The following is a 13,742-nucleotide window of genomic DNA, read 5'->3' on the forward strand; positions in this document are numbered from 1 at the left end:
GTGGAGGTGTTTGGCCAGGTGTTGAGGGGTAGAGTTCGCGGTCGTTTGGTGTGGGGAACGGGTGGTGTTTGACAGTATTGGGTTAGAGGTGGCTGGGATTTGTATCGGCGAACTGATGTTTTGGTGTAAATTGAGAAGCAAGGTGGGCATTACTCTATAAACGGCAACCCAAGCACTCACTATGTCGACGACAAATCACATGAGATTACTGCCATTCCAGAACTTCTGAAGCTGTTGGATCTCGGTGGCGCGATTATTACCCTCGATGCCATGGGGACACAGCGGGAGATTGCCGCTCAAATCCGGGAGCAAGGAGGAGACTATATCCTGGCACTGAAAGGGAATCAAGGCACTCTGTACCAGGCGGTGAGGTCGTTTTTTCAGGATGCGGAACGTACCCAGTGGGTGGGCATCGACTGTGCTTTTACATCACGAGTTTAGCCCCAGATGCGAGTCTGCTAGCGACCGCCATCCGCGCCCATTGGGGCATCGAAAACAGCCTGTTCCGGCTTAAAGCCATGTGATAGGATTTTTCGGTAACCTTACTAGACATCCGACAGCGAGGAGGGCACACAGTACTTCGACGATCGCTCAGCACACAGTACTTTGACGATCGCTCAGCACACGGCACTTCGACGATCGCTCACTGAACACCGTTCGCCCCTACGGCCATCTGTTATCTCGTTTCTCTCTTCATGGCTGACTCATCCCTAACACCGGCCTTGCGCCAAAAACTCGCCCAACCCCTACAGATTGGCAGCGTCGAAGTCCAAAGTCGCGTCCTCCAATCCCCCCTCTCTGGGGTTACAGATTTAGTCTTTCGCCGCCTGGTGCGCCGCCACGCGCCCCAATCCATGATGTACACAGAAATGGTGCAAGCGTCGAGTTTGCAACATCTGCGGGAGGTTCCCCAAATTATGGATGTTGACCCCCAGGAACATCCTATTAGTATTCAACTGTTTGACTGTCGCCCGGACTTCCTCGGAGAAGCGGCCCAAATTGCCGTGGATCAAGGCTCCGATACCATTGATATCAACATGGGCTGTCCCGTCAACAAAATTACCCGCAAAGGGGGCGGTTCTTCTCTATTACGTCAGCCTAAAGTAGCTGAAGCCATTGTCCGGGCCGTGGTGCAAGTGGCGGGGGTTCCGGTGAGCGTTAAAACTCGGCTGGGATGGTCTGATGAGGAAATTAATATCCTGGAGTTTGCTCAACGAATGCAGGATGCTGGGGCCGCGATGCTGACGTTACATGGACGCACTCGGCAACAGGGGTATAACGGAACCGCCCAATGGCATTGGATTCGCCGAGTTAAAGAACAACTGGAGATTCCCGTGATTGCCAATGGGGATATTGTCTCGGTGGAGTCAGCCATCCGCTGTTTGCAGGAAACCGGGGCCGATGGGGTGATGTGTTCTCGGGGAACCTTGGGCTATCCCTTCCTGGTGGGGGAAATTGACCATTTCCTGAAAACTGGGGAATATCTGCCCCCCGTGAGTGCAGTAGAGCGGCTTCGTTGTGCGAAGGAGCATTTACAGGCCTTGGGGGCCTATAAGGGCGATCGCGGCATCTATCAAGCTCGCAAACATCTATCCTGGTACTGTAAAGGCTTTCCTGGGGCTAATCCGCTACGGGATCAACTTAGCCGCATTGAGTCGGTACAGGAGGGTTGGGAGTTACTCGATCGCACCATTGCCGCACTCGAATCTCACAGAGTCAATTCAGGCATGAATGCGAATCACAATGCCGGTTAAATTATCCACCCCGCCGTCAGCCAGGGCCCGTTCCTTTAACTGCTGCAAGAACGTCCCAGGAGAATGACTCCACTGGTCTAAATACCCCTGAATCTCAGCATCCGAGAGATGGCCATGTAAGCCGTCACTCGTCAGTAGAAGCGTATCTTCGATTTGTAACTCTCGTTGGGGACAGGGGTCACGATTCCATTTAGGATCAATACTAAAATCACCAGTCCCCTCTCGTCCCCCCAGACAAGAACTCACCAGCGATCGCATGGGATGGGTGGCTACATCCTCCTCCGTAATTCGCCCGAGTTCCAACAGCATCCGCACTACGGAATGGTCTGCGGTTTTATAGAGAAACTCATCGCGACGGTAATGATAAAGGCGACTGTCCCCCGCGTAGAGATGAATCATCTCGTTGGGGGTAATCAGGGCCACCACCGCCGTTGCCCCCATCCCCATCAGTTTAAAACTCATGGACCCTTCGGCTCGGATATATTCATCCGCCTGATGCAGGGTGTTCCAAAGTTGTTGATAGCGATCGCTCACCGAATCAGGAACCGGTTTCTCCAGCAAGGCCTCAAAGGTATTTACCGTAATTTCGGCGGCCCGCTTTCCCCCACGACCGCCCCCCATCCCATCGGCCACCACCGCTAAAATCGCCGATTCATCGGGCCAGGGTCTGACCAAGAAATTATCTTGATTTTCCCGCCGCACCTTGCCAATATGAGATACCGTCGCGATGGTGGCCCAAGCTAAGGTTTTGACCTGAACCTCAGCGGGATTCGAGGGCAGGATAGGGGGGTCAGTGGAGGTATGATCCATGATTGAAACTGAGATAAGGCAAGAGGCAAGAGGCAAAAGAAGGGAACAGGGAATAGGGAACAGGGAACAGGGGGAAACGGCAATAGGCAATAGGCAATCGAAGATTGCTATATCAATAGGTGAAATCAATAATAGGTGAAATCAATCGGCAAACTGGAGGGGGAGAGTTTGCCCAACCTAGACGCTGAACTGGGTATTATGGGGTTATGGGTCATGGTCATCTGTTGAGTGATCTCGGAAACGTCGTTTGGCGGTTTCAAAGGCTTCATTCATGGCCGCTTGAATTTTCTCAGGGTCCGGAGTTTTGCCCCCCATTAGGTCGCCAAAATAGACACAGGCTCCCTCCCCCAAGGCCCATGTATAAGCGGCGGCCCAGGAGGCAGCTAGGGCACTCCCTAAACCGGGAATAAACTTAATTAACTCCCGTCCTACCATTTGGGCTAAAAAGCCCCCGGCGATCGCACTGACGACCCCTCCCGCTTGCGAGGGAGAAAGGGTTTGGCCATACAGTCGGCCAATCATCCCCACCAAAGACACCTGTAAGGTGGTCAACACCGGCATGGTGGCAAAGGGAAGAGGAACCGCTGCAACGGTAGCTGCCATCACTGAAAAGGCAATGATATAGCGTCGGGCCACATCACGATAGAGATCCCCCAACTGCTGCGTCGTACCATCATCGAGGAGTTCATGGATGGCCCGGGCCTCGGCTTCGGGTAACAAATCGGCGATCGCATCCCGCAGGGCCTCCAAACCATAAAACACCGGTGTAAAGCCATCCTCCTCCAAAGTGAAATCGAGCCAAACCACCGCATCATAGCAGCTCGCAAAGGAGGCCTCTAAGGCCTGAGCCACCCGTTGCACCTCCTGAAACTCCGGGGGGTACTCAGGATGATTGTCTACCTGCGAGGAATAGAGATCATGTAATGAGGTAATGGCCAACAAACAGGGAATTTCGGGGTGTTGCTGTCGCAATTGCCGAGCAATTTCTTGCAGGGTATCCGTGGCGAAATCCGTGATTTTAACCGTTAAAATTAAAATCCGGGCCCGACGAGTTTCAACATTCAAATCCTCTAGAAGTTCCGCCACTAACTCCTGAGTATCCCGGCGAGTATCCCCTAGTCCGACGGTATCGGTAAACACTAGCAGCGGCAAATCCTCCGAGGGATAGGCATAGCGTTGGGTGTTCTGAGTATGGGGGCGAAACCCCTGGCCAATAATCTCTGGCGAGACTCCCGTAATTCCGCGAACAATCGAGCTTTTTCCTGCCTGGGGTTTCCCTAATAAGAGGGCTTCCGTCGTGGGCAGTTCTTCCCGCACTCGGGCCAAAATTTCAGCCAATTGTTCATCACTGACTGAAAATAATTTAGCCACATTGCCCATCTTCGAGAAACGACCTTTTAACTGATCCAAAGTCTCACTTAAAATGCGACTGAACCGAGGTCGTTTTGTAGCCGTTTGCTCCTCGTTTGGGGTGGGCTGAGGCTTGGGAGATTGAGGGCGATCGCGCATAAAGAACTTAACCCATTAGGGAATTGATTACGACTGAGTTTGAGACAGGGAAGAACGAGCCGGGGGCGCAAAACACAGCAGTAATCCCTCAGAATCTCGCAGTTCAAAGGAATTGAGATCCGCGAAATTATCATCCCGTTCTAATCCTGGCGAGGCAATTTCTACGGTCCATTGATTTAAGTCAATCCCTAACCACTTGCCCAGTTCCACGGTCATAGGATCTCCCCCTAAATGAGCCACCATCACCACCCCTTCTGAACCATCATTGGGATTACTGCGCACCCCATAAAAGATGGTGCGATCGCCCTCACTATACTTATCAAAGCGATCCGTCCCAATCAGATTTTGCGCCAGCCAGGGCCGTTCATGACGAAAGGCTCGTAACTGGCGGTTAAACTGAGCCTGAACCTCATCCACCTTGTCTATATAATGACCCACATTACAGGCGACAAAACAATCTTCCATATAGGTTAGGGCAAACTTCTTCAACTGCGCCTCATCCAGGCGTTTCAAAAACTTAACCATCTTCGGATGATTGAGCAGCTTCATACTATCAATGCTACAGGCAGAAGCATCCTCACCCAAACAATCCTGACAAATCTTAGCCACACGGCTGAGATCGTAATCCATCTCCATCATGGTTTCTTCCAGGGCCCGTCCAAAACCGCGCACATCTTCAAGATACTCAAAGCCCAGCTTCTTGAGATTCTGAAACAAATCGGGGCGATTATAAATCTCCTCAGGAATCTGCCAATCCAGGAAGCCAATTTCCTCAGAAACCACCTTCACCCCATAGCGTTCATCGGTATTGCGGAAAAACATCCAGGGAACATGACACAGCGCATTAATAAAGTCCATGGGTAATCCCGGACTAAAGCCATAGACCCAAATCGACGTAGCAGGATTATCATAGGCTTTGCTGAGAACCTCTGGGAGGGACTCCCCTAAATTCCAGTTAATTTGCTCCTCCAGAGCAATCTGATTGCCCCGGCGGACTGTGTCATGATTGCCACAACCGGTAATCCAGTTACTGCCGATGTGCATCACCTCCAACACCCGCCGCCATTTCCGTTCCCAAAAGCCTTTCAAGGCGGGGGTATTGTGGGCAAACACTAGGGGCCCCCATTGGTAGGACTCGGGCATTTTCTCAATTAAGTCCCGATAGGTGGAAATATCTTCCCAACCGTCAGCGGGCCAGGGACGGCCATCCTCAAAAATGGTGAACATGAGGCGTTTATAGCCATCAATCTCTTGCACCACATTACTCATGGCCAGTAAATAGGCGTCATCCTGTTCCACGGCCCCAGAAAGGGGGTTAAAGAAGCGAAAATCTTGACCGCCATCGACGCGAATCCCATCGGCCCCGGTGTTGAGTTTGCGCCGTTGCATCTCCAGGAAAATTGCCCGCACCGTTGGCAATTGGTGGTTTAAGTCCTGGCCATACATATTCGGACCTTTGAGATATTCCCGATTAATCAGCAGTTCCGACTGGTTATCGGCATGACCATAGACTAAATCATAAATGACCTGCATCGGGCCCGTGGAGAAATTATGCAGCGTCGCCACAAAGTCCACCATTTCATCGGGCCGCAGACTCCCCAATTGAGCGGGGTTCGTGGCACTCGAACCTAAAATGGGGACATCATAGCCCCAGTCTTGGGTATTGGGTTTGCGCAGTTCAATTTTGAGTTCATCTTCTTCATCTTCACTGAGGAAGACAAAAAACTCACTTTCAGGACTGTACTCACTGCGGAACTCAATGGTGGGTTCTAAGGGGAGCAGTTGCACCGCATCATACCCCACATAGTTCTGTTCCATGGGGGTGAGGGCATCTCCGTTAGCCAGTTTGGCGGAAAGGCGTTGATAGAGATGGGTTAAGCCTTCGAGGGTTCCCTCGGCGGTGGCGGTTCCCACATGGAGTTGCAGAATGTTGCGGGGGGCATGAACCCGGGGAATGGCTTTAATATCTTGGTGATGGGCGTCTTGGGTGAAAAACTCCGGTAGTTGGGAGGCGCTGGTGCGGGCAAAATAATCTAAATCCGGGCGATTGGCCTGGAGACGGTCAATGTCGTAGACTTCAGCCGGGCCGAAGACCCCATAGGGAAGGGAGTAGGGGACTACATCGCGAATGGCCTCTAAAATACCCTGTTGGTCAACAAACCGTAACCAATAAAAGGACCCGGCTTGTTCACGGGTTCCTGCTTGTAGGCCCGAGACGACCCCCCAGAGAAATTCCCCTTGTTGTTTTAAGTTTAAGCGGGTGCGACGAAAGCGAACCATTTGGCGCGGATTTTGGAAATCAATCTCATCCATGGGGGTGAGAATTTCTAGGTAAATCTCTTTGCGCCGCATCACTTGGGCGGTCAGTTCGGGAGTCCAGAAGCCAAATTCTGTCAAACCATCTTGGCGATAGTGAGCACCGAGTTTCACGACTAGGGCTTGACTTTTTTCAAAATATGTGTTCTGGGAATGCTCAATCTCCGTGGCCCAGTCAAGCAATTCCTGGGTGGCATCGTCTTCGAGTTGGATGGAGGGGATAGAAGGGGTCGCGACGTTGACCATGATTTAGACCGTACTTTTGGCAAATTCTCGGAAACTCTCCATTTGTTATATCTTATTTCGTGGCTATTTTTATGCGATCGCCGAAGGAGAGACCCAAAAAACAGCGATCGCCCTCAAGGAATCCGTCTCTCTAGGGCGATCGCTGCAATCCGCAAGCTGATTGTTTACAGGGTCTGGTTAGGGCTTAATAGGGCCATGTCCAGTTGTTGATTTCGGGCTTATCGGTCCCATGTTCCTGAGCATAGTGCATATGCTCGATGATTCGATTTTTCATGCGTTCTTTCACATAGGCCGCCGCTGACCCCAGTTTGGGGACGCGATCGATCACATCAATCACGAGATTGAAGCGATCGACTTGGTTGCGAATGGCTAACTCAAGGGGCGTGTTGATATTGCCTTTTTCCTTGTAGCCGCGAACATGGATGCGTTCTTGGTTGCTGCGGCGATAGGTGAGTTTGTGAATCAGCCAGGGATAGCCGTGGAAGTTAAACATCACCGGCTTGTCTGGAGTAAAGAGGCTGTCAAAGTCGCGATCGGATAAGCCATGGGGGTGATCCACTTCCGACTGAAGCCGGAACAAGTCCACCACATTGATAAAGCGCACCTTAAGATCCGGGAATTCGTCCCGCAGAATCGCCGTGGCGGCTAGGGCTTCCCGTGTCAGGATATCCCCACACGAGGCCATCACCACATCCGGTTCATCAGGGTCTTTGCCGCAATCATCATTACTGGCCCATTCCCAGATGCCGATCCCCTTCGTACAATGGGCGATCGCCTCCTCCATGGTCAAATACTGCAAGTGGTCTTGCTTATCCGCCACGATGACATTGACATAGTTTTTGCTCTTAAGACAATGATCCATCACCGAGAGCAAGCAATTGGCATCGGGGGGAAGATAAATCCGCGTCACCTCAGCACTCTTATTGGTCACCAAATCAATAAATCCGGGATCTTGGTGACTGAAGCCATTGTGGTCTTGCCGCCAGACCACCGAGGAGAGCAAGATATTCAGCGAAGACACCGGCGCCCGCCAAGGCACCTCATTTTTACAGATATCCAACCATTTGGCGTGCTGGTTAAACATCGAGTCAATGACGTGAGCGAAGGCCTCATAGGTATGGAACAAGCCATGTCGTCCCGTGAGGAGATAGCCTTCGAGCCAACCTTCGAGGGTATGCTCACTCAGCATCTCCATCACCCGGCCATCAGGGGACAAGAAGCCACCATCCTCATCTTCGGGCAGAATTTCGGCCATCCAAGCCTTCTTCGTCACCTCATAGAGAGCCTGAAGCCGGTTTGAGGCCGTCTCATCGGGACCAAACACCCGGAAATTGTGCATATTATCGCGCATCACATCCCGCAGGTAGAAGCTCATGATGCGGGTATTTTGGGCCTCGACATGGCCCGGTTGCGGCACATCGACGGCATACTTGCGGAAATCGGGCCGGCGTAAGTCCTTACGCACCAATCCCCCATTAGTAATCGGGTTGGCACTCATGCGTCGGGGGCCCTTCGGTGAGAGTTCCTGGAGTTCCGGAATCAGTTTGCCCGTTTCATCAAAGAGTTCTTCGGGTTTGTAGCTACGCATCCAGTCTTCCAAGATAGTCAGACTGTCGGGATTTTGGTGAACATCGGACATGGGGACTTGGTGGGCCCGCCAGGAGCCTTCGACTTTATGGCCTTTCACGGACTCCGGCCCCGTCCAGCCTTTGGGAGAGCGGAACACAATCATCGGCCAGCGGGGTCGCTTGGCCACCCCAGTGCGGCGCGCCTCCTCCTGAATGCGGTGAATCTCCTGAACGCAGTCTTCGAGGGTCTGCGCCATTTTTTGGTGCATGGTCTCAGGATCACTGCCCTCGACAAAATAGGGGCGGTAGCCATAGCCTTGGAACAAGGCCTCAAGTTCCTCGTGAGGAATCCGTGACAAAAGGGTGGGGTTGGCGATTTTGTAGCCGTTCAAATGCAGAATCGGCAAGACGGCGCCATCACGAATGGGGTTGAGATACTTGTTGGAATGCCAAGCCGTGGCCAACGGACCGGTTTCGGCTTCTCCATCCCCAATAACCGCCGCCACCAGCAAATCAGGGTTGTCATAGGCGGCGCCAAAGGCGTGGGAGAGGCTATAGCCGAGTTCTCCCCCTTCATGAATTGAGCCGGGGGTTTCCGGGGTGACGTGGCTGCCGATATGGCCGGGGAAGGAGAATTGCTTGAAGAATTTTTGTAACCCTTCTTCGTCTTGTCCTTTGTCAGGATAGACTTCTGAGTAGGTTCCTTCGAGATAAGCCGGCCCTAGGATTCCCGGAGCGCCATGACCTGGGCCCGCCACGTAGAGGGCGTTGAGGTCATATTTGTTGATGAGGCGGTTGAGATGGATGTAGAGAAAGCTCAACCCGGGACTAGACCCCCAGTGACCCAAGAGCCGCTTTTTGACATGCTCGGCTTTGATGGGTTCTTTGAGGAGTGGGTTGTCCTTAAGGTAGATCATGCCCACCGCCAGGTAGTTGGCAGCCCGCCAGTAGGCATGAATCTTACGGAGTTCTTCCGCCGACAGGGGCATTTCAGTGGTGACTGAGGATGTGGCAATCGTCATAACATTCAGTTCCTAGCGTGAGGACAGGGGGAAACCGTCACTGGGATGATTCCAGGGGTGCGTAAGTTTCCCTCCCTTTATCGATAGCAGCTTCTCCCCCTAAAATTCAAGAAAGATTTTGTTAAGTTTGCCAAAATCTCTGACAATTCTCCGTTAAAAAACTCAATCTATAAAATGTAAGCTCGGTTACATCAAAAGGTTGACAGAAGTGCTGATTGTATTTCAGTTCCAGGGGGGCGATCGCAAAAGTCACGGGTTTAGGGACAGATGGAGAGAGCATTCCATGGCGCCACATTCTGAACAGGAATCTTTCCCAACAATCGCCCTAAAATTTTTAAGGATAACTTAATCTGGAGGGATGACCTCCAGGGGAGATCCTGATCCTATACTATAAACAGTTGCCATGGCTAACTCAGCGAACGGCTGAGGCGAGGCTACTCCTCCCTATGTCTCCATGTGATCGGGCTGGGCCGTTTCACAGACTCTCTAATTTGCTATCATCCCTAATGTTTGAACATCTGTTTACCACGCTCCCGGATTCTCAATTTCAGGCCCTGCAACCCCGTAAAGCTGTGATTATTGGGGCAGGACAGGTGGGGATGGCCTGTGCCTATTCTCTGTTGATTCAAAACTGCTTCGATGAACTGGTATTACAGGATTTGGCAACAGATAAACTCGTGGGAGAAGTGATGGATTTAGCCCATGGCTTACCCTTCGTTGCACCAACGGCAATTTGTGCCGGCACCGTGGCTGAGGAAGGTCGTCATGCTGATATTGTAATTATCACAGCCGGAGCGGCTCAGAAGCCCGGGGAAACTCGTCTTGACTTAGTACAAAAAAATGTAGCAATTTTTCGTCAGCTCATTCCTGAGATTGCCAAATTTTGTCCAGAGGCGATTTTACTGATTGTGACAAATCCCGTAGATATTATGACCTATGTGTCTCTCCAGCTATCTGGGTTTTCATCATCACGAGTTTTGGGGACAGGGACGGTCTTAGATACGGCTCGCTTTCGTTCCCTATTAGCGCGAGAATTGCACCTAGATGCTCGCAGTTTACACGCCTATATTATCGGGGAGCATGGTGATAGTGAAGTGCCGGTGTGGAGTAAGGTAAATATTGCGGGGATGCCTTTGTGTGAGGGAGGTTGGCAGGGAAGCCCCAGCGCCGATGATCCTCGCCTGCAACGAATTTTTCAGGAGACCCGGGATGCTGCTTATGAGATTATTAAACGCAAGGGCTATACCAGCTATGCTATTGGCTTAGGGGTGACCGATATTGTGCAATCTATTCTACGAGATCAGAATCGAGTGATGACCGTCAGTAGTTTAGTTCATGGGATTGCCAATATTGAAGATGTATGCTTGAGTTTGCCCACTGTCGTCAATCGACAGGGTGCTGATCGAATGCTTCAGTTGTCGTTAACGCCAACAGAGTCTCGACAACTTGAACAGTCTGCCAGAGTCATGATCGATATTATCAAGGAGATATCACTATGAACCGCACGAAAATTGTGGCGACTCTTGGACCGGCAAGTAATAGTCCTGAGGTGATTAGAAAAATGGTATCTTCCGGGATGAGTGTAGCCCGGTTGAACTTTTCTCATGGGGGCTATGAGCAGCATAAAATCACCATTGACAATCTACGCAAAATTTCCCGAGAACTGGATACGCCTATCACGATTTTACAGGATTTGCAAGGTCCTAAAATTCGCGTTTGCAATTTACCTCAGGGTGAAATTCCTTTAACGGAAGGGGAGGAATTGATTCTAATTCCCAATGCTGAGTATCATGAGCAAACCAATACTGTGGGCTTAGACTATCCTGATTTGGCTGAGGAAGCTCAGGTGGGATCGCAAATTCTTTTGGATGATGGCTTGCTGGAGTTAGAAATCACAAAAATCGAGGGTCATGCTGTTCATTGCGTTGTGGTAGAAGGCGGATGTCTAAAAAGTCGTAAGGGTGTGAATATCCCTACTTTAGACTTGCATTTGCCCTCGATGACAGACAAGGATAAGGAAGATTTAAAGTTTGGCTTGTCTCAAGGTATTGATTGGGTGTCGTTGAGCTTTGTTCGCACAGCAGAGGATATTCGCCAATTGAAGGCGTTTATTGCAGACCATAGTGATACCAAAGTTCCTGTCATTGGCAAAATCGAGAAACCCCAGGCGATCGCCCATTTACAGGAGATTGTCGATGAATGTGATGGGATCATGGTGGCCCGGGGAGACTTGGGGGTCGAAATGAGTCCTGAAAAAGTCCCCATGTTGCAAAAAGAAATCATCCGCGCCTGCAATCAAAAAGGGATTCCAGCCATTACCGCCACCCAAATGCTCGATAGCATGATCCGGGAACCGCGCCCCACTCGGGCCGAAGCCAGTGATGTGGCCAACGCCATTCTCGATGGTACCGATGCCATCATGTTATCCGGTGAATCAGCGGTGGGGAAATATCCCGTAAAAGCAGTGCAGATGATGGCCAAAATTGCCCGTCAGATTGAACCGGAGGCGGAATTTGTCAACTATCCCCCCTCGGAAACCGACGAAACCCACGCCCTGACAGAAGCCTTAAATACCATTGATCGCTTGTTAGAGTTGCGCTGTATTGCAGCCTTCACCAGTTCCGGCTACACGGCCCGCATTGCGTCTAAGGAACGGCCCCAAGCCCTGGTGGTGGCCTTCACCACCAATCGGGATGTCTATCACCGGCTGAATTTAATTTGGGGGGTGAAGCCGATTCTGATTGATGATGATGGCGAAACCTTTGAGGAACTGGTTGAACATGCCAATTCGGGGTTACAAGAGCGCAATCTGGCGGAGATTGGCGATCAGATTTTGATTGTGGGGGGGATTCCTACGAAACATTCCCGAGGGACGAATTTCCTCAAGTTACATCGCATTAGTGAGTCGCCATTGTGAGGTTTTTGATGAAAGTCTTAGTGTTGAATGCCGGATCGAGTTCCCAGAAAAGTTGTGTCTATGAGTTGCCTGAGGCGGCCTTCCCCGAGACACCAGCAGAGCCAATTTGGGAGGCGATGGTGGATTGGGGAATCAGCCCAGATTATGGCCAGTTAACGGTGACGGCGAATGGTATTAAGCAAGAGACACACCTAAGCCGTGATACTCCCAATCATGGCTTAGAGGAGATGTTGGCGACTCTGGTGCAGGGGGAGACGCAGGTGTTAGGGGCGTTATCGGAGATTGCGATGGTTGGCCATCGAGTGGTACATGGGGGCGATCGCTATTGTCAGGCGACGTTGATTGATGAGGCGGTGAAACAGACGATTGAGGACTTAATTCCCCTGGCCCCCAATCATAATCCGGCTCATCTGGAGGAAATTTTGGCTGTGGAGGCGGTGTTGGGGGATATTCCCCAGGTGGCGGTGTTCGATACGGCGTTTCATACCTCCATTCCCCCAGCGGCGGCGACGTATCCGATTCCCTATGACTGGTTTAAGAAGGGGATTCGTCGCTATGGCTTTCATGGTATTAGCCACCGCTATTGTGCCCAACAGGCGGCGACGCTGGTGGGCAAACCCCTGGAGTCGTTGCGGATGATTACGGCTCATTTGGGCAATGGCTGTTCCCTGACGGCGGTTCGTGGGGGCGAGAGTGTGAATACAACGATGGGGTTTACGCCTTTGGAGGGATTGATGATGGGAACCCGCAGTGGTTCGATTGATCCGGCGATTCCTCTCTATTTGATGACGCAGATGGGAGTCGAGGCTTCGGAGGTGGATCGACTGTTAAATAAGCAGTCGGGGTTAAAGGGGATTTTTGGCCCCTCGGGGGATTTACGGGAGATTTTGCAGGCCCGAGAGGCGGGAGATGAGCGGGCCCGGCTGGCGTTTGAGATGTATGTGTTACGGCTTCAGGGGGCGATCGCGGCTTTGATTCCCCAGTTGGGGGGCCTGGATCTGTTGGCCTTTACGGCTGGGGTGGGGGAGAACTCGGCGGCGGTGCGATCGGCCGCCTGTGCTGGCTTTACGTTTTTGGGCCTACAGTTGGATGAGGGCAAAAATCAGGGTTCGCCCAAAAATAGCCTGATTTCGACTCCTAACTCTGAGGTGCAGGTGGCGGTGATTCGCGCTCAGGAGGATTGGGCGATCGCCCGCGAATGTTGGCAATTGGCCCGGTGTCCTTAGAAAGGGTATCCTAACGGGACGGAGAGATTGTCTTGATTGTTGGGAACCGGGATTATGAACAAAACCGAAGGTGTACGTCAGTTAGTCGAACAAGTCTTAAATTGTTTCACCTCTCCCCCTGATGAAGACTTAATCGAGCATGTCTGCATGGCCATCGAAGCCAATCCCCAATGGTCTGCCCAGTACCATCGCCTGGCAGAAGAATTGGGGGCGCAGACGACCGTTAATAGTTGGATTGGGCGTTATGTTAAGGATCTGTCTGGCTTCAACAGTGGGCGATCGCACCCCTCCAAAAGCCACCTCATCAAGTCCTACCGCAAACTAATCATCCCCGAACAACAGTAGCCGCCACCCTCTCACCCCCGAGATGGGGC

The 13,742-nt window shown here is 51.7% G+C and carries 10 protein-coding genes and 1 pseudogene; 7 read left to right on the forward strand and 4 right to left on the reverse strand.

The window, feature by feature from the left end; all coding sequences use genetic code 11:
- Positions 1 to 183: 183 nt before the first annotated feature.
- Positions 184 to 441 (forward strand): annotated as a pseudogene (locus L855_RS03285) (ISAs1 family transposase); the annotation flags it as partial.
- 254 nt (positions 442 to 695) lie between these two features.
- The gene (gene dusB / locus L855_RS03290; RefSeq protein ID WP_159784110.1) at positions 696 to 1,754 is read left to right on the forward strand and encodes a tRNA dihydrouridine synthase DusB; all 1,059 of its coding nucleotides are present in this window, start codon (positions 696 to 698) and stop codon (positions 1,752 to 1,754) included.
- Here the strand turns inward: dusB and L855_RS03295 are convergent.
- The 3 genes from L855_RS03295 to gghA form a co-directional block, all read right to left on the reverse strand.
- Positions 1,722 to 2,564, reverse strand: coding sequence for a PP2C family protein-serine/threonine phosphatase (locus L855_RS03295; RefSeq protein WP_159784113.1), 843 nt, complete (start codon positions 2,562 to 2,564; stop codon positions 1,722 to 1,724). The genes dusB and L855_RS03295 overlap by 33 nt on opposite strands.
- A gap of 204 nt (positions 2,565 to 2,768) precedes the next feature.
- Positions 2,769 to 4,073 (reverse strand): YcjF family protein, encoded by a 1,305-nt coding sequence (locus tag L855_RS03300; RefSeq protein ID WP_159784116.1) that lies wholly within the window; start codon positions 4,071 to 4,073, stop codon positions 2,769 to 2,771.
- A 27-nt stretch (positions 4,074 to 4,100) separates the two neighbouring features.
- Positions 4,101 to 6,635: a glucosylglycerol hydrolase gene (gghA, locus tag L855_RS03305; protein WP_159784119.1), complete on the reverse strand. Its 2,535-nt coding sequence runs from the start codon at positions 6,633 to 6,635 to the stop codon at positions 4,101 to 4,103.
- A 16-nt stretch (positions 6,636 to 6,651) separates the two neighbouring features.
- Between gghA and L855_RS03310 the strand changes: the two genes are divergently transcribed.
- The gene (locus L855_RS03310) at positions 6,652 to 6,795 is read left to right on the forward strand and encodes a hypothetical protein (protein ID WP_159784122.1); all 144 of its coding nucleotides are present in this window, start codon (positions 6,652 to 6,654) and stop codon (positions 6,793 to 6,795) included.
- Between the two features lie 24 nt (positions 6,796 to 6,819).
- Here the strand turns inward: L855_RS03310 and L855_RS03315 are convergent, their stop codons facing one another.
- Complete coding sequence (locus tag L855_RS03315; RefSeq protein ID WP_159784125.1) at positions 6,820 to 9,225, reverse strand: phosphoketolase family protein; 2,406 nt, start codon at positions 9,223 to 9,225, stop codon at positions 6,820 to 6,822.
- 506 nt (positions 9,226 to 9,731) lie between these two features.
- Here L855_RS03315 and L855_RS03320 point away from each other — a divergent pair.
- Genes L855_RS03320 through L855_RS03335 form a run of 4 tightly spaced genes read left to right on the forward strand, consistent with a single transcriptional unit; the run spans position 9,732 to position 13,713 of the window.
- Complete coding sequence (locus L855_RS03320) at positions 9,732 to 10,724, forward strand: L-lactate dehydrogenase (RefSeq protein WP_159784128.1); 993 nt, start codon at positions 9,732 to 9,734, stop codon at positions 10,722 to 10,724.
- Entirely contained in the window at positions 10,721 to 12,142 is a 1,422-nt protein-coding gene (gene pyk / locus L855_RS03325) for a pyruvate kinase (protein ID WP_159784131.1), read from the forward strand. The genes L855_RS03320 and pyk overlap by 4 nt, the downstream gene beginning before the upstream one ends.
- An 8-nt stretch (positions 12,143 to 12,150) precedes the next feature.
- Positions 12,151 to 13,368, forward strand: a complete 1,218-nt coding sequence (locus L855_RS03330; protein WP_159784134.1) for an acetate/propionate family kinase — start codon at positions 12,151 to 12,153, stop codon at positions 13,366 to 13,368.
- 54 nt (positions 13,369 to 13,422) lie between these two features.
- Positions 13,423 to 13,713 (forward strand): hypothetical protein, encoded by a 291-nt coding sequence (locus tag L855_RS03335; RefSeq protein ID WP_159784137.1) that lies wholly within the window; start codon positions 13,423 to 13,425, stop codon positions 13,711 to 13,713.
- Positions 13,714 to 13,742 lie beyond the last annotated feature (29 nt).

Source organism: Sodalinema gerasimenkoae IPPAS B-353 (assembly GCF_009846485.1).
Taxonomy (GTDB): domain Bacteria; phylum Cyanobacteriota; class Cyanobacteriia; order Cyanobacteriales; family Geitlerinemataceae; genus Sodalinema; species Sodalinema gerasimenkoae.